Annotated in this window: 19 protein-coding genes; 12 read left to right on the forward strand and 7 right to left on the reverse strand. The window is 60.7% G+C overall.

Translation table 11 applies throughout. From position 1 onward, the window contains the following. Positions 1-2,538: a leucine--tRNA ligase gene (leuS, locus tag RA29_RS09865; RefSeq protein ID WP_039685963.1), complete on the reverse strand. Its 2,538-nt coding sequence runs from the start codon at positions 2,536-2,538 to the stop codon at positions 1-3. 79 nt (positions 2,539-2,617) lie between these two features. Beyond that, a complete protein-coding gene (locus RA29_RS09870; RefSeq protein WP_039685344.1) occupies positions 2,618-3,112 on the reverse strand; it encodes a DUF3576 domain-containing protein in 495 nt (164 codons plus the stop codon). Positions 3,113-3,376: 264 nt separating this feature from the next. On the opposite strand from RA29_RS09870, the gene RA29_RS09875 reads away from it, so the two are divergent. Next, positions 3,377-4,363 carry a porin gene (locus tag RA29_RS09875; RefSeq protein WP_039685346.1) on the forward strand — a complete coding sequence of 329 codons (987 nt, stop codon included), beginning with the start codon at positions 3,377-3,379 and terminating at the stop codon, positions 4,361-4,363. Between the two features lie 121 nt (positions 4,364-4,484). After that, positions 4,485-5,138: a YggS family pyridoxal phosphate-dependent enzyme gene (locus RA29_RS09880; protein WP_039685348.1), complete on the forward strand. Its 654-nt coding sequence runs from the start codon at positions 4,485-4,487 to the stop codon at positions 5,136-5,138. Positions 5,139-5,204: 66 nt separating this feature from the next. Here RA29_RS09880 and RA29_RS09885 read toward each other — a convergent pair whose 3' ends face one another. Next, positions 5,205-5,702 (reverse strand): L,D-transpeptidase family protein, encoded by a 498-nt coding sequence (locus RA29_RS09885; RefSeq protein WP_039685350.1) that lies wholly within the window; start codon positions 5,700-5,702, stop codon positions 5,205-5,207. Continuing rightward, positions 5,699-6,787 (reverse strand): GTP cyclohydrolase II, encoded by a 1,089-nt coding sequence (ribA, locus tag RA29_RS09890; RefSeq protein WP_039685352.1) that lies wholly within the window; start codon positions 6,785-6,787, stop codon positions 5,699-5,701. Before ribA ends, RA29_RS09885 begins: the two co-directional genes overlap by 4 nt. A gap of 162 nt (positions 6,788-6,949) precedes the next feature. On the opposite strand from ribA, the gene RA29_RS09895 reads away from it, so the two are divergent. Next, positions 6,950-7,636: a response regulator transcription factor gene (locus tag RA29_RS09895; RefSeq protein WP_039685965.1), complete on the forward strand. Its 687-nt coding sequence runs from the start codon at positions 6,950-6,952 to the stop codon at positions 7,634-7,636. A 259-nt stretch (positions 7,637-7,895) separates the two neighbouring features. Here the strand turns inward: RA29_RS09895 and RA29_RS09900 are convergent, their stop codons facing one another. Next, on the reverse strand, positions 7,896-8,648 hold the full coding sequence (locus RA29_RS09900) for an SDR family NAD(P)-dependent oxidoreductase (protein ID WP_039685354.1): 753 nt from the start codon (positions 8,646-8,648) through the stop codon (positions 7,896-7,898). Positions 8,649-9,073: 425 nt separating this feature from the next. Here RA29_RS09900 and RA29_RS09905 point away from each other — a divergent pair, with 425 nt between their 5' ends. The 5 genes from RA29_RS09905 to RA29_RS22410 are packed head-to-tail and all read left to right on the forward strand — an operon-like array spanning position 9,074 to position 12,129. After that, the gene (locus tag RA29_RS09905) at positions 9,074-9,862 is read left to right on the forward strand and encodes an exodeoxyribonuclease III (RefSeq protein ID WP_039685967.1); all 789 of its coding nucleotides are present in this window, start codon (positions 9,074-9,076) and stop codon (positions 9,860-9,862) included. Then, positions 9,859-10,335 carry a GNAT family N-acetyltransferase gene (locus RA29_RS09910; RefSeq protein WP_052249576.1) on the forward strand — a complete coding sequence of 159 codons (477 nt, stop codon included), beginning with the start codon at positions 9,859-9,861 and terminating at the stop codon, positions 10,333-10,335. The genes RA29_RS09905 and RA29_RS09910 overlap by 4 nt, the downstream gene beginning before the upstream one ends. Before the next feature lie 34 nt (positions 10,336-10,369). After that, positions 10,370-11,287 carry a co-chaperone YbbN gene (locus RA29_RS09915; RefSeq protein WP_039685356.1) on the forward strand — a complete coding sequence of 306 codons (918 nt, stop codon included), beginning with the start codon at positions 10,370-10,372 and terminating at the stop codon, positions 11,285-11,287. Positions 11,288-11,314: 27 nt separating this feature from the next. Further along, the gene (locus RA29_RS09920) at positions 11,315-11,956 is read left to right on the forward strand and encodes an LON peptidase substrate-binding domain-containing protein (RefSeq protein ID WP_039685358.1); all 642 of its coding nucleotides are present in this window, start codon (positions 11,315-11,317) and stop codon (positions 11,954-11,956) included. Further along, positions 11,953-12,129: a Trm112 family protein gene (locus RA29_RS22410; RefSeq protein WP_082029498.1), complete on the forward strand. Its 177-nt coding sequence runs from the start codon at positions 11,953-11,955 to the stop codon at positions 12,127-12,129. Before RA29_RS09920 ends, RA29_RS22410 begins: the two co-directional genes overlap by 4 nt. A gap of 40 nt (positions 12,130-12,169) precedes the next feature. On the opposite strand, the gene RA29_RS09925 is transcribed toward RA29_RS22410, so the two are convergent. After that, a complete protein-coding gene (locus RA29_RS09925; protein WP_039685360.1) occupies positions 12,170-13,432 on the reverse strand; it encodes an FAD-dependent monooxygenase in 1,263 nt (420 codons plus the stop codon). A gap of 47 nt (positions 13,433-13,479) precedes the next feature. Between RA29_RS09925 and RA29_RS09930 the strand changes: the two genes are divergently transcribed. From RA29_RS09930 to RA29_RS09945, 4 genes are all read left to right on the forward strand, one after another. Continuing rightward, on the forward strand, positions 13,480-14,808 hold the full coding sequence (locus tag RA29_RS09930) for an amidase family protein (RefSeq protein ID WP_039685362.1): 1,329 nt from the start codon (positions 13,480-13,482) through the stop codon (positions 14,806-14,808). Positions 14,809-15,021: 213 nt separating this feature from the next. Continuing rightward, complete coding sequence (locus RA29_RS09935) at positions 15,022-16,200, forward strand: aminotransferase class I/II-fold pyridoxal phosphate-dependent enzyme (protein ID WP_039685364.1); 1,179 nt, start codon at positions 15,022-15,024, stop codon at positions 16,198-16,200. 17 nt (positions 16,201-16,217) lie between these two features. After that, positions 16,218-19,103, forward strand: coding sequence for a DNA translocase FtsK (locus RA29_RS09940; RefSeq protein ID WP_039685366.1), 2,886 nt, complete (start codon positions 16,218-16,220; stop codon positions 19,101-19,103). A 98-nt stretch (positions 19,104-19,201) separates the two neighbouring features. Further along, positions 19,202-19,795: an outer membrane lipoprotein carrier protein LolA gene (locus RA29_RS09945; RefSeq protein ID WP_052249577.1), complete on the forward strand. Its 594-nt coding sequence runs from the start codon at positions 19,202-19,204 to the stop codon at positions 19,793-19,795. On the opposite strand, the gene RA29_RS09950 is transcribed toward RA29_RS09945, so the two are convergent. Then, entirely contained in the window at positions 19,796-20,371 is a 576-nt protein-coding gene (locus tag RA29_RS09950) for a lytic transglycosylase (RefSeq protein WP_039685368.1), read from the reverse strand. Positions 20,372-20,426: the final 55 nt, after the last annotated feature.

Here is a 20,426-nt window from a genome sequence, read left to right on the forward strand (position 1 = left end):
TCAGACCACCACGTTGACGATACGGCCCGGGACCACGATCACTTTCTTGGGTGATCCGCCGTCCAGCGCCTTTTGCACAGCTTCGGTTGCCAGCGCTTGTTTTTCAACCTCGGCCTTGGACAGATCGGCAGCCACGGTGATTTCGCCGCGCCGCTTGCCGTTGATCTGGATGGGCAATGTGACCGTGTCGGACACCAGCATCGCTTCATCCGCAACGGGCCATGGGGCGTTGATGATCAGCCCATCGCCGCCCTGATGCGCCCAGATGTCTTCAGCCAGGTGTGGCGTCATGGGCGCCATGAGTTGCGCGAGCGTCATCACGGCCTGCCGTTGCGCGGCATGGCTCGCCTTGGACTTTTGCAGCGTCGCGGTGAAGCCATAAAGCTTGGCGATGGCCGCGTTGAAGCCGAAGGAATCGATGCCCACCGTCACGTCGTGAATGGTTTTGTGCATGGCGCGCAGCAGGTCCTCGTCGCCCGTGCCCGGCGCGTTTTTATCCATCTCGCCGATCCGGTCGCACAGGTTCCAGACACGGGCGAGGTGTTTATAAGCTGCTTCGGCCCCCGAGGCTGTCCATTCCACGTCCCGTTCCGGCGGCGAGTCGCTTAGCACGAACCAGCGGGCGGTGTCCGCGCCGTAGAGCGCGATGATGCTGGCCGGGTCGACCACATTTTTTTTCGACTTCGACATCTTGGCCGATGGGATGATTTCGACCTCCGTCCCGTCGGCGAGTTTGCCGTCGGTGACGTCTTCGGGCAGGTGGTAGACCGGGCGGTCGTTGTCGTCGCGCGTCTGGTAGATCTCGTGCGTGACCATCCCTTGGGTAAAGAGCGCATCGAAAGGCTCTTCGCACCCTTGCGGCAAGTGCCCAGTGATCCGCATCGCCCGCGAGAAAAAGCGGGAGTAGAGCAGGTGCAGAATCGCGTGTTCAATGCCGCCGATGTATTGGTCGACATTCATCCAGTAGGCCGCGTCGTCCAGATCGGTGGGGTCTGCTGCGCGCGGGGCCGTGAAGCGCGCAAAGTACCAGGACGAATCGACAAAAGTGTCCATCGTGTCCGTCTCGCGCTTGGCGGGCTTGCCGCAGGCCGGGCAGGGCACGTCGCGCCAGGTCGGGTGGCGATCCAGCGGGTTGCCGGGGATGTCAAAGCTGACGTCATCGGGAAGTTCGACCGGCAGGTTTTCCTTTTTCTCCGGCACCACGCCGCAATCGTCGCAATGGACGACAGGGATGGGGCAGCCCCAATAGCGCTGGCGGCTGAGGCCCCAGTCGCGCAGGCGGTACTGGGTCTGTCCTGTGCCCAGATCATGCTTTTCGAAATAGTCGATAGTGGCGTTGATGCCCTCCTGGCTCGTCGCGTTCACGATGCCCGCGAAGTGGTCGATATACACAACCGGTTCCGTCTTGGCCGGGACAAGCGCCTCGTTCTCCACCTCAACAGCATCACCCGGCATGTGGAACGCATTCTGCACCGGCAAATCGTACTTCCGCGCAAAATCCAGATCGCGCTGATCATGCGCCGGGCAGCCAAAGACGGCGCCTGTCCCATAATCCATCAACACGAAATTCCCGATCCACACGGGCAACTCGACGTCGGCATAGACCGGATGCTTGACGCGAATACCCGTATCCACGCCCTTCTTCTCGGCCTTCTCCATGGCGGCCTCGGTCGTGTCCATCTTACGGCATTCATCGATAAAGGCGGCGAGGTCCGGATTGTCCGCCTCAAGCGCCTTCGCCACCGGATGGTCCGGGGCCACGGCAATGAAGGACGCACCGCGCATCGTATCGGGGCGGGTCGAGTAGCACTGGATCGTGCCCGCCCCATCCGTACGGTGAAAGGTGATCTCGATGCCCCGGCTCTCGCCGATCCAGTTCTCCTGCATCAACCGCACCTTGGCGGGCCAGTTCTCAAGCCCGCTCAGCGCATCCTTCAACTCCCCCGCCATGTCCGAGATCTTGAAGAACCACTGCGTCAACTCACGCCGTTCTACCTCGGCGCCCGAACGCCAGCCCTTGCCGTCAATCACCTGCTCATTGGCAAGCACGGTCATATCAACGGGGTCCCAGTTCACCTGCGCGTTCTTGCGGTAGACCAAACCGGCCTCAAGCATGTCGAGAAACAGCGCCTGCTGCTGACCGTAATACTCAGGATCGCAGGTCGCGAACTCCCGGCTCCAGTCGATGGACAGGCCCAGCGGTTTCATCTGCCCACGCATGTCGGCGATGTTGTCATAGGTCCAGGTCTTCGGATGCCCGCCAATGGCCATGGCGGCGTTCTCGGCTGGCATGCCAAAGGCGTCCCAGCCCATGGGATGCAGCACGTTGTAGCCGGTCGACATCTTATAACGGGCGATCACATCGCCCATCGTGTAGTTGCGCACGTGGCCCATGTGGATGCGGCCCGACGGATAGGGAAACATCTCAAGCACGTAATACTTGGGCTTGTTGGCGCTGCGCTTGGCGGTGAAGACATCGGCCTCTTCCCAGGTGGCCTGCCAGCGGGCTTCGATCTCGGATGGGGTATAGGTTGCCATGGTCTGGTCCTGAATGTGCAAACGCCGGGCGATGGGCCCGGCGCGTGTGATAAAGTGGAAACTGGTGCGCGGAAAGGGCCTATAGCCGGTTGTCGGCCACCCGTAGCTGACGTGCGCGCGTTAGGATCGCGTCTTCGATGGCACGCACTGTCGCCGCACTGGCCGGACCGCTGCGGGTCTGCAACGCGACGTTCAACGAACGGGCATCAAGTGCGGGATCGCCGATCAAGACAGTGGCGCGATAGGCGCGGCCACCACCGGGTGGCGTCCCAAAACCGGTCACGATCACGCCTGTGAAAGGGTCAACCGATTGAACGGGCAGAAAATCCAGAACCTGGAGCGATGCAGACCAGATGTACTTGTTGACGCGCACGATAGATTCTTGATTGCGCCGCGCCCGCAAGGCCTCTCCCAGCGTGGTGCCTGTTCGAATGTCGCGTTCACGCGCACTGTCGCCGTCACCGACAATACGCTCGGAATCAGGGTCAGTCACGCCAATCCGACCACCGCAGGCAGCCAGAAACACCGCCAATGACAGGGCCGTCACCCGGCCAACTACTCGCATTTTGCGCATTGGATGTCCCAATCCCAGTTCTTTCGCCCCGTGATAGACAAGTTGCCTGACGCTCGCAAGACAGGCCCGCGTGCACAGGCAACTCACGTGAAAGCCGCCAGTGGCCATGCGGCAGCACTGTGGCAAAGCTGCACCAACCATGCCGTAATTGGATGCGGTGTGCGATGCGTCGCTTGAGATGCCACCGCAAATGGTTGAGACAGCATCCATCCCCTCGCCGGATTCCCCGGTTAGGGCGTGTGACTGAAAACCGAGGGAAAACTCATGAAAAAAGTTCTCTTCGCTACAACCGCGCTCATCGCCACAACCGGCATGGCAGCAGCGGAAGTGACGTTTGGTGGCTTTGGCCGCTTTGGCTTCTTCTACGACGAAGGCAACGACTCCGCGACAACCGACGAACTGCGCATCGAACAGCGCTTCCGTCTGACAGCTACAGGCACAGCAACTTCCGACAACGGTCTGGAGTTCGAAGGTCGTATCCGTTTCCAAACAGACGATCAATCGAGCGGCGCATCCAACGTTGCTAACAACTCTGCAGCAGGCTTTGCTGTGTCGACCGGTGGTTTCCGTCTGGACGTGGGTCACGTTTCCGACGTGATCGACTCCGGTGACGTGGTTGACTACTACGGCTTCGGCGTTGGTCTGACAGCGTTCGCTGAACAGTCGTCGGCATTCAACGGCGTTCCTGCTTCCGGCTTCGGCACGGGCACAGACGAAGTCGCTCCGACCGTCAAACTGCGTTACACAGCCGGTGACTTCACCGTTGCTGCGTCGATCACCGACGATTCCGCTGCTGTTGCAACCGAAGCGTCCACCGGCATCGCCGTTGGTGACACGGTCAACCGTTCCGAGTATCAGATTGGCTTCGGCTACAACTTCGGCAACTACTCGGCCGGCATCGCATTCGGTAACGAAGAATCCGACGTGAACGGCGTTACCGCACCTGCAACCGACAATGACTTCTGGGTCATCTCGTTCGGTGGTGAGATTGGTGCGTTCGCCTTCTCGATCCTGGTTGGCGACTCCGACAGCAACGATGAGACCATGTATGGTCTGTCCGCCAAGTACGACATTGGTGCCGCGACTGAAATCCGCTTCGCGTTCTCCGACTCCGGTCTGGACAACGAAGACGAAGTCGTCGCAATCGGCTTCCGTCACTCGCTGGGCGGCGGCGTGTCGCTGCGCGGTGGTATCGGCGAAAACACTTCCGGCAACACCGTTGCCGACCTGGGTGTGGTCTTCAACTTCTAATAGTTGACCGCATACCAACGATTTGGGGCAGGCCTTTGGTCTGCCCCTTTTCGTTTCGGGCCTTTGCAATTCGGCGCAAGCCGTGCTTTCTGCGTGAAATCCCTGACGCAATAGGCCCGCTATGTCCCTGTCCGAAATCACTGCCAAGATCGACGCCGCCTGCGCCAAGGCGGGGCGCACGCCCGACAGCGTCAAGCTGATCGCGGTCAGCAAGGTACAGCCGCTCGACCGTGTCACAGCCGTGCTGGACGACGGGCACCGCCTTTTCGGTGAAAACCGTGTGCAGGAAGCCGATGGCAAGTGGCCCGACCTGCGCGATCAATACGGCGACGTTGACGTGCACCTGATTGGCCCCCTGCAAAGCAACAAGGCCCGGCAGGCCATGCAGCTCTTTCAGGCGATCCACTCCGTGGACCGGCCCAAGCTTGCCAAATCCATCGCCCGCCTCGCGCAAGAGCTCGGGCGGTGCCCCGACCTCTTTCTACAGATCAACACCGGCGAGGAGCCACAGAAGGCTGGCGTACTCCCGACAGAGGCGGATGCTTTCGTCGCCGAGTGCCGCGCGCTCGATCTGCCGGTTCGGGGCCTCATGTGCATCCCGCCGGTGGATGAAGAACCGTCATTGCACTTTGCCCTCCTTGCCAAAATCGCTGAACGCAACGGTCTGACGGGTCTCTCCATGGGCATGAGCGGCGATTTCGAGAGCGCCATCGCACTGGGTGCCACCCATGTCCGCGTCGGCTCAGCCATCTTCGGCGCACGGGTCAAAAGTTAATGCTTTCTGAAAACGCCCTCGTAAACCCTTGATAAGTCTGGGGTGGATGCCGTGTCCCAGCGTGGGTCACCCAGCCACGATCAACCGCGTCTCAAACCGGATCCGCCGGGCAATCCATTTCAGATGATCAGGCCGCAACCCGATGCACCCTTCGGTCGGATATCCCGGCCTCCGCCAGCGATGGATGAAAATGGCCGACCCCCGCCCCGGCACGGCATATGGCCAGTTCCAGTCCGTCAGGATCACCAGATCATAGAGCGGATCAGCCCTCCGCAAGACCTCATGGCTGCCTCCATAGGGCGCGCGAACCATATGGTTGTAATCCTCATCCCCAACATCATCGGACCACAGATCCCCCGGCCGGATCGGCACCGCCCAATCCGCCGGGGCTGCCATACGGTCGGGCCGGTAGAGCATGCCCACAATCCGGTGCGTGCCCCAGGGCGTTGCCCCATCCCCCTCCCGCTTTTTTTGGCTGACACCGCCCCGGCCAATGGTGCAGGGAAACACCCGCCCGCCAAAACGCACCCCCTGCGGCGTCACCACCATATCCAGCGGCGTCACAGCAAGTGCCCCGATTTCGCGGCCTTGGTCGCCAGGTAATCCCGGTTGAACCTGTTCTCACCGACCTTGAGCGGCACCCGCTCGGTCACGGCGATCCCACTGGCCTCCATCATCGCCACCTTGGCCGGGTTATTGGTCAGCAGCCGGACCGAGGCAAATCCCATGGACTTCAGAATGTCCGACCCCAGCCGAAAATCCCGCTCATCATCCTCGAACCCAAGCCGGTGGTTCGCATCGACCGTATCAAAACCCTGATCCTGCAGGGCATAGGCGCGCATCTTGTTGGCCAGCCCGATCCCGCGCCCCTCCTGGTTCATGTAGAGCAGAACGCCTGCGCCCTCAGTCCCCATCTGAGCAAGGGCACCGCGCAGCTGCGGCCCGCAATCACATTTCAAACTGCCCATAACATCCCCGGTAAAACAGGCGGAGTGCAGACGGGCCAGCACGGGTTTGCTTCGATCCGGGCGCCCGATCTCGAATGCATAGTGTTCTTCGCCACCATCCTCGGGGCGGAACACATGCAATCGGCCAGCTTCCGAGGCCTCAACCGGCAAACGAGCCTGCACGACCGGATGCAACAGGCTCGACCGGGCCATCAAAGGCTCCGCCAAGGCCTGCGGAATTGCGGTCAGGCTGTGAGTGACGGCAAATTTCAACCCATCTTGAACCTGAGCGCACAGGGCCGCAGGCAACAGCCGCGCAGCCTTGCAAAGCTGAATGGCAATCCGGTGCGCCGCGGCGTCACCATCGCGAAGCGACCGCAAGGGCCCTTTCATCGGGGTGGCCAGATCATCTGCGGGATCAGCAAGGGACTGCATCCAACCCAAAGCTGCTGCCTCTGGCACTGCGATCCGGGCGACGTCGCCATCATAGACACGGGCCTTCAACGTCTCAGCCCGCCAGCCGGTCAGGGCGAGTTCCAGTGGGGTGCCAAGGGCACGCAGGGCCGCCAGCCGTTCGGGCGACATCGCTTCGACCGCGACGGCCAGCACAGAAACCTCGCCCAAGACCACGATGGGCACGCCCATACGCAGATCGGCACGCGCGCGCGCCAGCATCTCTACGATATCCGGGCCCAGTCCCATGTAACAAATCCTTCGCTTCGCACCGCCTGACATATGCAAATCGCACCGGAATTGAAACATTTGGCCGTTCAGCGACACATGGGCGTGAAACATTTGGCCCACAACTTGCTGAAACCGATGCGGGACCGCATCTATCCTGCAACATCAAGGGAGAAGACACCCATGGCACAATTGAAGAAAATCCTTCTGGTCGACGATGACGAGGACCTGCGCGAGGCGCTCAGCGAACAGCTGGTCATGACCGAAGACTTCGACGTGTTCGAGGCGGGCAACGGCCAGGACGCTTTGGTCAAGGCCAAGGAAGCGATCTATGACCTCGTGATTCTCGACGTGGGCCTGCCCGACACCGACGGGCGCGAATTGTGCCGTGTGATGCGCAAGCAGGGGGTCAAGTCGCCCGTCCTGATGCTTACGGGCCACGATACGGACGCCGACACGATCCTTGGCCTAGACGCAGGTGCTAATGATTACGTGTCCAAACCGTTCAAGTTCCCAGTCCTTCTGGCCCGCATTCGCGCTCAGCTGCGCCAGCACGAACAGTCTGAGGACGCTGTGTTCACGCTTGGGCCGTACACGTTCAAACCGTCAGTAAAGATGTTGGTGACCGAGGATGACCGCAAGATCCGCTTGACCGAGAAAGAGACGAACATTCTCAAGTTCCTCTACCGTTCGACCGAAGGCGTGGTGGCCCGCGATGTGCTGCTGCACGAGGTCTGGGGCTATAATGCCGGTGTCACGACGCACACGCTGGAAACGCATATCTACCGTTTGCGCCAGAAAATCGAACCGGATCCGTCCAATGCGCGCCTTCTTGTGACCGAAAGCGGCGGATATCGTCTCATTGCGTGATGTTGACGTGGGTCAAGGTGGAACCTTTCGCCGCGACGCATGTTAATGGAACGAAGCCCGCGCATGTCGGGGCCGCCTCGCGGCTAAACATGCACCTCCCTGTTGGACTTGCCCGGGCCTTTGTGCCCGGGTTTTTTTGTGAGGTCGTTCGTTCGAGGCGTCCGTTCTTCTGAGATTGGAGCCGTCGGCTATGCGGCTTCAGCGGTCATTCGAACTTGGCATGCCAAAGGCCGCTGACACTAAATCATGTTCCGGATAGTCAACCGAGCCGAGCCAAGACACGTTCGGGAAGCAGCGCCAGTAGCCAACTAACTATGCGCCAACGTTTCGTAACATAGATAACTGCGCGCTTGTTTTCGATCCCATTGGCTATTTGGCGCGCCGCGATCTCAGGCTTTGAAACCCAAAACAATCCACCTCCGTTGCCGTCCCCTTTGGCCATTGCGGTATCCACAAAACCCGGGCGAACATCTAACGCCTGCAATGGTAGTTTTCGTTTCATCCAACGCAGGCGTAAGCCTTGTAGATAGTTGGACTGATACGCCTTTGTTGCTGCGTAACTTGTCGCGTCACCACTGCCTGCGCAGCCAGCAATTGATGAGATCCCAACCAGCACGCCATCCTTGGACCCTAAAGAAAGGTTTGATCCCTCAAAGTAACGGGCAGCCGTTGCTGCCATTACAGTAAAGCCGGTAACGTTTGTCGCGATAGTTGAGAGTTCGAGGTCTCGTTCAAGTGACTTGTTCACATCCCCGACCCCTGCAGAGATCACCACCGCGTCCACTGAATCGAAACCCGTCAAAATTGCTTCTAACTTTCGCGCGTCATCGACAGACCGCACATCAATCACGTGATATGCGTCAATGCTTTTGTGAGCTTCACAGAGTTCGATAAGCCTGTCTTCACGGCGCGCAGCAACTGCTACTTTCCAGTTTCGATTGGCGAGCTCAATGGCCAGCGAATGACCTATGCCTGAGCTTGCTCCAATAATAATCGCTCGCCTGGCAGCCATTCTTTTGCGCTCGCCTCAGATATTGCTCTTGTCATTGGGTTTTGAACCAAAGCGGTCGCTGGTGTAAAGCGCGGCATCGGTGTCTTTGGGCTCATTGCGGTCACTCAACAGTGTTTCGCACATTCCGCCTTTTGTGTTTTCTGACGTCAACGAACATCGGGCGAGAGCCAGTTTTCCTCTCGCGGGATTGCCTGGCTCGAAGAAACCGCCCCGCTCCGAGGGGCAGTTTGTTTTGCGACCGGTTAAAATCTGAAGACGGGATCGCCCGTGCCCCCCACCGGCTGCACTGCAACGAAAACCACAACCTCTGCAAAACCGGGTAACCGCAAGAGGCTGTCCCCGCGGGGACAAACCTCATTTTCCGGGTGGAGGCGCCGACGGGACATGTCTACTCTGCCCAAAAGCCAGAGCCGGAGTTGTCCCCCATGTCCTTTACCCTCGCCACCTGGAACATCAATTCCGTCCGCTTGCGCGAGCCTATCGTCCTTAAGCTTTTGCAGGAGGAAGCTCCGGATGTGCTGTGCCTTCAGGAGTGTAAAAGCCCCGTCGACAAGATCCCGCGCGAGGGGTTCGAGGCGCTGGGATATACGCACATGGTTGCGCGCGGGGACAAGGGCTACAACGGCGTCGCCATACTGTCGAAGATCCCGATGATAGAAGCGGGTGCGCAGGATTTTGCAGGCCTTGGCCACGCGCGCCATATCGCAGGGCGGCTTGAGAATGGTGTGACGGTCCACAACTTTTATGTGCCAGCAGGCGGCGATGTGCCAGACCGCGAGAAGAATTTGAAGTTTGGGCAGAAGCTCGATTACCTCACTGACATGCGCGACTGGTTTCATGGAGAGAAGCCGGAGAAATCCGTCCTCGTCGGTGATCTGAACATTGCCCCGCGCGAGGATGATGTATGGTCACACAAGCAGCTTCTGAAGGTCGTCAGCCACACGCCGATTGAGGTGGAGCATCTGGCCGAGACGCAGGATGCGGGCGGTTGGGTTGACGTGACCCGCGCCGACATTCCCGAAGGCCAGCTTTACAGCTGGTGGTCCTACCGGGCCAAGGATTGGGATGCGGCTGACAAGGGCCGCCGTCTCGATCATGTCTGGGCCACGCCGGACATTTCGAACGCGGCGCATTCCAGCCGTATCCTCAGGGACGCGCGGGGATGGGAGAAGCCGAGCGACCACGCCCCTGTCTTTGCGACCTTTGATCTGTGATCCGCCCCGCGCGGCTTGATGAGCTTGAGGCGCTGACGGGCCTGATGCACCGTTCGAAGGCGCATTGGGGGTATGATGAAGACTTCATGGCCGCAGCGCGCGCGGTGCTGCAGTTGTCCGCCCAAGATGTCGAGAGCAAGCAGCTTGTCGTCTTTGACGCGGACGGGCCGCAGGGTCTGTGCAAGCTGGTCGTGGATGGTGGGGGTGCTGAGATCAATAAGCTCTTTGTCGCGCCCGAGGGCATGGGCAAGGGCGTTGGCCGTGCGTTGGTGCAGTGGGCCATCGAAACCGCACACGCAGGGGGTGCAACGCGGATAGAAATCGAGGCTGATCCGGGCGCCGTGCCTTTTTATCAACGCATGGGTGCGCACGAGATTGGCCGCGTGCCGTCCGAGGCTATCGCGGATCGCATGCTGCCGTTGATGCAGATTGACCTTACCGACTTGGCACCGGGCAGATTGAGGTCCATATAAAGCGCCATCTGCCGCCCACCAAAGGAATGCCGATATGATGGATTTGGGACTGTCCGCCGGACCCGCCGATGCCGACCTGATCAAGGACGGGTCGGAAGCCACGTTCATGCAGGATGTGATCGAAGCGTCGCAGACAGTGCCCATCATTGTCGACTTCTGGGCGCCGTGGTGCGGCCCCTGCAAGACGCTTGGCCCCATGCTTGAAGATGCGGTCAAGGCCGCGAAGGGCGCGGTCAAGATGATCAAGATCAACGTGGACGAGGCTCAGATGATCGCGGGCCAGTTGCAGATCCAGTCGATACCGACTGTATATGCGTTTTTCAAAGGGCAACCGGTGGACGGGTTTCAGGGTGCGTTGCCGGGCTCTGAACTGACGGCGTTCATCGAACGGGTGATCAAGGCGGCGGGCGGCGAAGCGCCCGGCGACACGCTGAACGATGCAGTTGCTGCCGCCGAAGAGATGCTGGTCGAAGGGGCGGCTGTGGATGCGGCTCAGACCTTTGCCGCCATTCTGGGAGAAGATCCAAACCATGCAGGTGCGTATGGCGGATTGATCCGTGCGCATATCGCGATGGAAGATCTGGATCAGGCGGAGGCGATCCTGAACGGCGCACCGGCTGAGATTTCCGAGAGCGCGGAACTGGAAGCTGCACATGCTCAATTGCAACTGGCACGGCAGGCTGCGGATGCAGGCCCGGTGGCGGAGTTGCGTGCCGCAGTTGAGGCGGATGATGGCAACCTGCAAGCCCGGTTCGATCTGGCGCAGGCGCTGCATGCAAGTGGCGATGCCGAAAGCGCTGTGAACGAGTTACTGGAGATTTTCCGGCGTGATCGGGAATGGAACGATGGGGCTGCGAAAGAGCAGCTTTTCACCATTTTTGACGCGCTGAAATCGAACGATCCGGTGGTCTTGAACGGGCGCCGCAAACTGTCGTCGATGATATTTGCCTGAGCCGTTTTGCGGGCTAGCTGACACAGCATGATCAAAGTGGCTGACCTTCCCGGAGTGATCCCGGTTTTTCCGTTGCCGGGAGCGCTGCTTTTGCCGCGTGCGCGGCTGCCGCTGCACATCTTTGAGCCGCGCTATTTGCAGATGCTGGACGATGCGTTGAAAACGCCCGGTCGGCTGATCGGGATGGTGCAACCCAACGAGGTTGAGGGGCGCAAAGGCAACGGGTTGCACACCATTGGCTGTGCAGGGCGCGTGACGCAGTTTTCGGAAACCGAGGACAACCGATATCTGATCACCCTTACCGGCATTTCCCGCTTTCGTGTGCAAACCGAGGTCGATGGGTTCACGCCTTACCGTCGCTGCGAAGTGTCCTGGGGCGGATTTGATCGCGATCAGGGCCGGACCGAGGAAGACCCGACCTTTGATCGGCCGTTGTTCCTTGACCTACTCGGTCGCTACTTTGCTGCGCAGTCATTGTCGGCGGATTGGGACACATTGAAGGAAGCGGATGACGAGTTGCTGATTAACTCGCTGTCGATGATGCTGGACTTTGACCCCGAGGACAAACAGGCCTTGCTTGAAGCCCCGTCGCTGAGTACCCGTCGCGAGACTTTGGTCACTTTGATCGAGTTCACGCTGCGTGGTGGCGAAGGGGAATTAATGCAATGAGCGTAGAAATTGATCGGCGGATGCTGGAAGCGCTGATTTGCCCGCTAACCCAGACAACCTTGCGCTATGACGCTGACAAGCAAGAGCTTGTGTCGGAGGCGGCCAGCCTTGCCTACCCCATCCGCAATGGCATCCCCGTGATGCTGGAAGACGAAGCGCGCAAGCTGGATTGATTGCGTGGGGCGGAGGAGATCTACGCCGTACGATTGTCCGTCAGAGGCGTTGGCCCTGCATCAGCCGTGGCAGATCGCCTGTGAGGCCCGCCGCCTCGCGGATGAAGCTACGGCGCAGGCCGGGCAGCGCGTTGACGACGCCCATACCTATGTCGCGTATGCCGCGGATCAGCGAGTTATCATTTGAAAACAGGCGGTTGAATCCATCTGTTGCCATCGCGAGTGCGGTGTTGTCGAAGCGGCGCCATTCTTCATAGCGTTTGAGAACTGCGATGCTGCCAATGTCTTCGCCCCGGCGGGTGGCGTCGGTGATTACTTCGGCCAGTGCCGCGATGTCGCGCATGCCTGCGTTCAGGCCCTGACCCGCGATGGGATGGACGCCGTGGGCGGCATCGCCGATCAGTGCCAGCCGGTCAGCTGCTATGGTTTGGGCAAGGGACAGCGATAGGGGGTAGGTGAACCGTTTGCCCGCGAGGCTGATATCGCCCAAAAAGTCGCCGAAGCGCGGGCGCAGCATGGTCAGGTAGTCCTCGTCGGGTAGCGCGTTGAAGCGTTGGGCGTTCTCGTCTGTCTCGCTCCAGACAATCGACGACACATTGCCGGGCAGGGGCAGGATCGCCAGCGGCCCCGGCGGCATGAAGAACTGATGGGCGATGCCGTTGTGCGGCTTTTCATGGGCGATGGCGCAGACCAGTGCCGTTTGGCCGTAGCCCCAGCCGGTGCGTTTGATCCCGGCGCGGGTCGCCGTGCCACTGCCGCGTCCGTCGGCGCCGATCAGCAGTTTGCCGGTGAGGCTCTTGCCGGTGCCGAGCGTGATCGTGACTGCGCCCGGTGTAATGTCCTGCGCCGTGACTGTTTCGCCCGCGAGGTGCGTGATGCCTTTGGTCGCTGCCATGGCGTCGAGCAGGGCGCGGCGGATATGCCGGTCCTGCACCATGTAGCCCATGGGTCCTTCCTCGATCTCGGCATGGTCGAAGTGCATGAAGAAAGGTGAGGGCCCTTCGCCCGCCCGTCCGTCCGACACCTTGATTTCCAGCATGGGCTGGCTGTGGTCGGCGATGTCATTCCACACGCCGATGCCGTCGAGCAGCCGCTGGGATGTAAGCGCCACGGCGTAGCTGCGCCCGTCGAATGCGGCGTTCTTGCGCACCTTTTCGCTGAGCGCGTCGATGACAGTGACCGAGTGCCCCGTTTGGGCGAGGGCAAGGGCGAGGATCGGGCCGGAAAGCCCGCCGCCGACAATCAGGATATCGCTGTCTTTGGTCATGCGGCGCAATATGATCGGGCGCGCGGGATTGTCCATGCGCTGCGACGTCGCTACCGTTTCGGGCAACAGGTCGGAGGTCAGGTATGCAGGACTGGTTGGGCAAGAGTGCGGCGGATTTGGGCCGCGCCATTGGGGCGGGCGAGGTTAATCCGGTTGATCTGGCCAAGGCATTTTTCGAGCGGATTGAAGGGCATGCGTTGCGGGATCGCGTCTATGCCCGCTTGACCAAGGATCGGGCGATGGCCGAGGCGCGCGCTGCGTCTGAACGGGCGAAGGCGGGGCAGCGCCTGTCCGTTCTGGATGGGGTGCCGATCAGTTGGAAGGATCTGTTTGATACCGCTGGTGATGGGACGGAGGCGGGATCGAAGTTGTTGACTGGTCGCGTGCCTGATCGGGATGCGGTGGTGGTGCAGAATGCGACCGCTGCCGGTCTGGTGTGCCTCGGCAAGACCCATATGAGCGAGTTAGCGTTTTCGGGGCTGGGGTACAATCCGTCGACCGCAACGCCGCCATGTGTGAATGATGCGGATGCTGTTCCTGGTGGGTCCTCTTCGGGTGCGGCGGCATCGGTGGCCTTTGGTTTGGCGCCTGCGGCCATCGGGTCGGATACTGGCGGGTCGGTGCGTATTCCTTCGGCTTGGAACGATTTGGTTGGCTTGAAGACGACCCATGGGCGGTTGTCGTTGGAGGGCTGTGTGCCCTTGTCGTTGAAGTTCGACACGGTGGGGCCGTTGACCCGGACCGTTGAGGATGCGGCGCTGTTGATGGCTGCGATGGAAGGGCGCGTTTCTGGTGACTTGCGCGGCGCGTCGCTGAAGGGGCGGCGGTTTGCGGCGCTGAAAACGGTCGTGTTGGATGACATCCGGGATGCGCCGCGGGCGGCCTATGAGAATGCTGTTGAGCGACTATGTGCTGCCGGGGCAGTTGTCGAGACGTTGGAGGTGCCGGAGCTTGAGGAGGCGATGGCGCAGGCGGGGCCGCTGATGCCGGGTGAGGTTTATGGCTTGTGGCGTGACGTGATCGAGGCGCAGCCGGAGGCGATGTATGCCGAGATATTGCAGCGGTTCCGGTTGGGTAAGGAGTTCAGCGCGCCGGATTACAACGCGGCCTGGGCCAAGTTGGATGCGGTGCGGCAGGCGTGGGATATGGCCGTGGCGCCCTATGACGCGGTGCTGGCGCCGTCCGCGCCGATTTTGCCGCCGAACCTGGAGCGGCTGAACAGCGACAGTGAGTACTACAAGACCGAGAACCTGCTGGCCCTGCGCAACACAAGGGTAGGCAATTTGATGGGGATTTGTGCGTTGACCCTACCCACCGGTGTGCCAAGTTCCGGAATTATGCTGATGGGGTTCCGGGATGGGGAACAGGCGCTGTTGCGCTTGGGCGTAGCGGCGGAAGAGGCGTTGAGTTGATCCGAAGGACGCGTTGCGGCGACGCGATTCATTTTTGATGACGAGGGGCGCTGCCCCTCGAGCTCCCCGTGGTATTTTCGGTCAGAAGAAACTGCGATTGGCGGAATTGCCACAAGTTGGTCGTTTGGCCGGGTTTCTCTGGACGGGGGAGTCGCGGTTGGGGTATCCTTGGTCCAAACGGGGCGCAAATGATCCCGAACCTGAGGCAGTTTGATGAAGTTTCCCGAGCGGTTTTCGAACCTTCCGGCTTATGCGTTCCCGCGTCTGCGCGCGTTGCTCGATCATCTCGAGCCGGGCGGCGATGTGGTACACATGACCATTGGTGAGCCGAAACATGCCTTTCCGGCGTGGGTTACAGATGTGATCACAGAGCACGCTGCCGGGTTCAACAACTATCCGCCGAATGAAGGTTTGCCCGAGCTGCGGCAGGCGTTTTGTGATTGGTTGGGCCGCCGCTATGGCGTGGCGATGGACGCCGATGCCAATGTGATGCCGCTGAACGGGACGCGCGAGGGGCTGTACAACGCTGGCATGGCGTTGTGCCCCGAGGTGAAGAATGGGCAACAGCCGGTCGTGCTGATGCCGAACCCGTTTTATCAAGTTTACATGCTGGCCGCGATTTCGGCGGGGGCGGAACCGGTGCTGGTGCCCGCGACGGCCGAGACGGGACATTTGCCTGACTATGCGTCGGTTGATCCGGCGATTTTGAACCGGACGGTTGCCTGCTACATGTGCTCGCCCGCCAACCCGCAGGGGGCCGTGGCGGGCAAGGACTATTGGCAGGACTTGATCGCGCTGGCAGAGCGGTATGATTTTCAGGTTTTTGCCGACGAGTGCTATTCCGAGATCTATCGCGATGTGCCACCCGTCGGTGTGCTGGAGTGCATCGGTGATGCGAACCCCGAGCGGGTTGTGGCCTTTCATTCGCTGTCCAAGCGGTCGAACCTGCCGGGCTTGCGCTCGGGCTTCATTGTCGGTGGCCCTGCGACGATCCGCGAGGCCAAACAGTTGCGGACCTACGCGGGCACGCCGTTGCCCACGCCTTTGCAACATGCGGCGGCAGCCGTGTGGGCTGATGAGGAACACGTCATCCAGAACCGTGCGCAGTATCACGAGAAATACGACATGGCCGACCGTATTCTGGGCCACGTACCGGGATACATGGCGCCCGAGGCGGGGTTCTTTCTGTGGTTGCCTGTGGGTGATGGTGAGGCAGCGGCGCTGAAGCTTTGGACAGAGACCGGGGTGCGGGTGCTGCCGGGCGCCTATCTGGCGCGCGAGATCGACGGGTTCAATCCCGGACATGAGTTTATCAGGGCTGCTCTGGTGGCCCCAAAGGCAGAGACGGAGCGGGGGCTGACCGCCATTCGCGACGTACTTTACGCCGCATAAGAAAAGACGAGGCGAGCATGGCATATCAGACACGGCGGGATCCGCTTTTCGATCAAGGGATGCAGGTGGCGCTGGAAAAGCGTGGCCGCGAGTTGGTGGGCATCGGCCTGTTGATCGCAGGCCTGATGGCAGCGGCCATGATGCTGAGCTACAGCCCCGACGATCCGAACTGGATGGCGTCGACCGACGCGCCGGTGCAGAATTGGCTGGGGCGGACCGGCGCGTCGATTGCGGCGCCGCTCTTTATGATCGGTGGTTGGGGTGTGTTTGGCATTGCGATTGTTCTGATGGCTTGGGGCGTCCGGTTCGGCCTTCACATCGGGACCGAACGGGCGCTGGGCCGTCTGATCTTTGCGCCCATCGCCATTGCGTTCGGGTCGATCTATGCCGCGACCTTGCAGCCCGGTGATCTTTGGCTGTCGACGCATGGCTTTGGCCTGGGTGGCCTTTTTGGTGACACTGTCATGGCGTTCATCCTGACGGTTTTGCCTGTCGGGTCGAGCCTTGCCGTAAAGTTGATGTCGCTGTTGATGGGCATTGGTATCGTTGTTTTTGGTGCTTTTGTTCTGGGCTTTACCCGCTCTGAAGTCGCGCGTCTGGCGCGGTTCATGCTTGTGGGGCTGGTTATGGCCTATGCTGTATTGATGACCCTTTTGGGTCGCGGGGCCAGCGGTGCAGTCCAGGCGGCGCGCACCATGCAAGAGCGGCAGGCCGAACGCCGCGCGGCGCGTGAGGCTGAGGCGGCAGAGGCCGAAGCCTATGCGGCAGCCGTGCCGGATGTGCACGCCTATGACTATGACGAGATGGTCGAGGAGCCCGCCAGACCGAGCCTTTTGTCCCGGATGCCGACCTTGATCAAGCGGTCGGAGCCAGTGCCGGATGAGATGCCGGAGCAGGAGTTGATCGAGACCTATAGCGATGTCGATGTTGGCGAGGGACCCGGCGACGAGCGGATCAAGTTGAAGATTGCGGATGTGATCAAGGCGCGCGTGCGCTCAAACCCCGCGATGCAGGTGGAAAGCGTGGCGCCGTTGACCAAGGGGCGTGGCCGCGGGCCAGATCCGCTGGTCCTGAATACGACGTCGCAACATGTCCTGCCGCCTGAGCCGCCCCTCACTGGGCCAGCGGTTGTGCGGTCCGAGCCGCCTTTGACTGCAGCGCAGGCATCGGTGGCGCAGGCGGAGCCAGTTCAAGCCTACGCGCCGGAGCCGCAGGTTGAAGAAGCGCCCGAGCAATTGTACGCACCCATGCCGGAACCCGCCCCGGCTGCGCCTGCCATTCCCGTCGCCGAGCCGCGCAAGGTCGTTCAGCAGCCCGCCCGCAAGCCCGTGCAACCCAGCACCCGTGCACAGCTTGAGGCACAGCCGAAGCTGAAGTTCGAGGACACGCATCCCGGTTTCGAACTTCCGCCGCTGAACCTGCTGGAAAGCCCAAGCGCGGTGCAGCGTCATCATCTGAGTGACGAGGCGTTGGAAGAAAACGCTCGGATGCTCGAAACCGTGCTCGATGATTACGGCGTGAAGGGGGAGATCGTGTCGGTCCGCCCCGGCCCCGTCGTCACCATGTACGAATTGGAGCCCGCGCCGGGTTTGAAAGCGAGCCGCGTGATTGGCTTGGCCGATGACATCGCGCGGTCGATGGCGGCGCTGTCGGCGCGAGTTTCGACTGTGCCCGGTCGGTCCGTGATTGGTATCGAATTGCCGAACGAGAACCGGGAAAAGGTTGTTCTGCGTGAAATCCTTGCCAGCCGGGACTTTGGTGATGGCAATCACAAGTTGCCGCTGGCCTTGGGCAAGGACATTGGCGGTGGTCCGGTTGTGGCGAACCTTGCCAAGATGCCTCACCTGCTGATCGCCGGTACGACCGGGTCGGGTAAGTCGGTGGCGATTAACACGATGATCCTGTCGCTGCTTTACAAACTGACGCCCGAGGAATGCCGGTTGATCATGATCGACCCGAAGATGCTGGAACTGAGTGTCTATGACGGCATTCCGCATCTCCTCTCCCCCGTTGTGACCGATCCGAAGAAAGCAGTTGTGGCCCTGAAATGGGTCGTGGGCGAGATGGAAGAGCGCTATCGCAAGATGTCCAAGATGGGCGTGCGCAATATCGACGGCTACAATGGCCGGGTGAAAGAGGCGCTCGCCAAAGACGAGATGTTCTCGCGCACCGTTCAGACGGGCTTTGACGATGAGACGGGCGAACCGGTGTTTGAGACCGAGGAGTTTGCGCCTGAGGCGATGCCTTACATCGTGGTCATCGTGGACGAGATGGCCGACCTGATGATGGTTGCGGGCAAGGAGATCGAGGCGTGTATTCAGCGTCTGGCGCAGATGGCGCGGGCGTCGGGCATTCACCTGATCATGGCGACGCAACGGCCGTCGGTTGATGTGATCACCGGCACGATCAAGGCGAACTTCCCGACACGGATTTCCTTCCAGGTGACGTCGAAAATCGACTCGCGCACTATTCTGGGTGAGATGGGGGCTGAGCAACTCCTTGGTATGGGCGACATGCTGTATATGGCGGGCGGGGCGAAAATCACCCGTTGCCATGGCCCGTTCGTAAGCGATGAAGAGGTCGAAGAAATTGTGAACCACCTCAAGGCCTTTGGCGCGCCGGATTACGTGTCCGGTGTTGTTGATGGGCCGGATGAGGACAAGGAAAGCAACATTGACGAGGTGCTTGGCCTCGGTGGGAACACGAATGGCGAAGATGCGCTTTACGATCAGGCGGTGGCCATTGTGATCAAGGACCGCAAGTGTTCGACATCCTACATCCAGCGGAAACTGGCGATCGGCTACAACAAGGCCGCGCGTCTGGTGGAGCAGATGGAGGACGAGGGCGTCGTGTCATCTGCCAACCATGTGGGCAAGCGCGAGATTCTGGTGCCCGAACAGTGATCGGCGGGAACCGCCCGCCGCCACACAGGGTTGATATCGCATAACACACGGTCGCGGCCTATATCTGGCTCAAGACTAGATTATGGAAGGTGAGCGGTATGACCCCTTGGACCCGGATTGCGGCTGTGGCCGTTGCAGTTATGACGGCACAGGCCGCGTGGGCGGACAAGCTGCCGCTGAATACGATTTCGAGCTATCTGAATGACCTGCAGACGGCGCAGGGTACGTTCACACAGATTAATGATGACGGAAGCGTGGACACCGGCAACATCTACATCAAGCGGCCGGGTCGGATGCGGTTTGAGTACAATCCGCCAAACGAGTCGCTGCTCGTGGCGAGTGCGAACGCGGTCTTCATCGTCGATTCAAAATCGAACCAGGCGCCAGAGACCTATCCATTGCGTCGCACGCCGCTGTCGCTGATCCTGGCACGGAATGTGAACTTGGCTCAGGCGAACATGGTGGTTGGCCACGACTTCGACGGCACTGCCACCATCGTGACGGCGCAGGATCCGGAGCATCCGGAATATGGCAATATCCAGATGAAGTTCACTGGCAACCCGGTGCAGTTGCGCCAATGGGTCGTGAATGACAGTGGGGGTGGTCAGACGACGGTTGTTCTGGGTGAGTTGCAAACAGGCGGCAATATTTCCAACCGCCTGTTCGATGCGCCGCGACGGACGAGAGACTGATCAGCAGGACCGCAGTTGCGCGGCGTACATGGCCGAGCGTTCATCGACCTCACCAGCGACGCGCATCAGCCACGCTTTGTTCCGGTAGGACCCGCGGGAATAGCCCGTGCGCCCTTCGTGATAGGCCAAGTACTGGTTGCGGGTGTCGGTGAGCGGGATGCCAAGCCGACGATTGGTTTCCGCCATGTACCAGCCCATAAAGTCCGTCGCGTCGCGGATGCTGTCCCGCCGCGCGCGGCGCTGGCCGGTCTGGTCGAGATATTCATCCCATGTGCCATCCAGCGCTTGGCTGTAGCCAAATGCGCTTGAGATGCGCCCAGTCGGGATGACGCCTGCCGCATAGCGGTAGGGCGGACGCGCGTCCGAGATGAATTTGCTTTCCTGGTAGATCGTCGCCATTTGGACATGCACAGGCACGCCGTACTTGCGCTCAACCGCCCGAAAGGCGCGAAGATATTCCGGGCGCTCGCTGACAATGGAACAGGCGTTGTCCAGCCGGTTGGGGGCCGTGCCCGACCCGCCACCACAGCTGGCAGCCAAAAGAACCAATGCCAAAGCGCGAAAGAGTCTGCTCATCTGCCTCACTCGCTTTTTATGTTTTTTGGCAGTTTACCGGAATTTTAGCCGCGTG

The sequence above is a fragment of the Tateyamaria sp. ANG-S1 genome, from assembly GCF_000814025.1.
In the GTDB taxonomy this organism is placed as follows: Bacteria; Pseudomonadota; Alphaproteobacteria; order Rhodobacterales; family Rhodobacteraceae; genus Tateyamaria.

Excerpts from the sequence above, each read along its gene's own strand:
- RA29_RS09915 (WP_039685356.1), top strand. The coding sequence starts at position 10,370 with ATGATGGATTTGGGACTGTCCGCCGGACCCGCCGATGCCGACCTGATC.
- RA29_RS09880 (WP_039685348.1), top strand. The coding sequence starts at position 4,485 with ATGTCCCTGTCCGAAATCACTGCCAAGATCGACGCCGCCTGCGCCAAG.
- RA29_RS09905 (WP_039685967.1), top strand. The coding sequence starts at position 9,074 with ATGTCCTTTACCCTCGCCACCTGGAACATCAATTCCGTCCGCTTGCGC.
- RA29_RS09870 (WP_039685344.1), bottom strand. The coding sequence starts at position 3,112 with ATGCGCAAAATGCGAGTAGTTGGCCGGGTGACGGCCCTGTCATTGGCG.
- RA29_RS09935 (WP_039685364.1), top strand. The coding sequence starts at position 15,022 with ATGAAGTTTCCCGAGCGGTTTTCGAACCTTCCGGCTTATGCGTTCCCG.
- RA29_RS09900 (WP_039685354.1), bottom strand. The coding sequence starts at position 8,648 with ATGGCTGCCAGGCGAGCGATTATTATTGGAGCAAGCTCAGGCATAGGT.
- RA29_RS22410 (WP_082029498.1), top strand. The coding sequence starts at position 11,953 with ATGAGCGTAGAAATTGATCGGCGGATGCTGGAAGCGCTGATTTGCCCG.
- RA29_RS09945 (WP_052249577.1), top strand. The coding sequence starts at position 19,202 with ATGACCCCTTGGACCCGGATTGCGGCTGTGGCCGTTGCAGTTATGACG.
- leuS (WP_039685963.1), bottom strand. The coding sequence starts at position 2,538 with ATGGCAACCTATACCCCATCCGAGATCGAAGCCCGCTGGCAGGCCACC.
- RA29_RS09920 (WP_039685358.1), top strand. The coding sequence starts at position 11,315 with ATGATCAAAGTGGCTGACCTTCCCGGAGTGATCCCGGTTTTTCCGTTG.
- RA29_RS09940 (WP_039685366.1), top strand. The coding sequence starts at position 16,218 with ATGGCATATCAGACACGGCGGGATCCGCTTTTCGATCAAGGGATGCAG.
- RA29_RS09925 (WP_039685360.1), bottom strand. The coding sequence starts at position 13,432 with ATGGACAATCCCGCGCGCCCGATCATATTGCGCCGCATGACCAAAGAC.
- ribA (WP_039685352.1), bottom strand. The coding sequence starts at position 6,787 with ATGGGACTGGGCCCGGATATCGTAGAGATGCTGGCGCGCGCGCGTGCC.
- RA29_RS09930 (WP_039685362.1), top strand. The coding sequence starts at position 13,480 with ATGCAGGACTGGTTGGGCAAGAGTGCGGCGGATTTGGGCCGCGCCATT.
- RA29_RS09895 (WP_039685965.1), top strand. The coding sequence starts at position 6,950 with ATGGCACAATTGAAGAAAATCCTTCTGGTCGACGATGACGAGGACCTG.
- RA29_RS09950 (WP_039685368.1), bottom strand. The coding sequence starts at position 20,371 with ATGAGCAGACTCTTTCGCGCTTTGGCATTGGTTCTTTTGGCTGCCAGC.
- RA29_RS09875 (WP_039685346.1), top strand. The coding sequence starts at position 3,377 with ATGAAAAAAGTTCTCTTCGCTACAACCGCGCTCATCGCCACAACCGGC.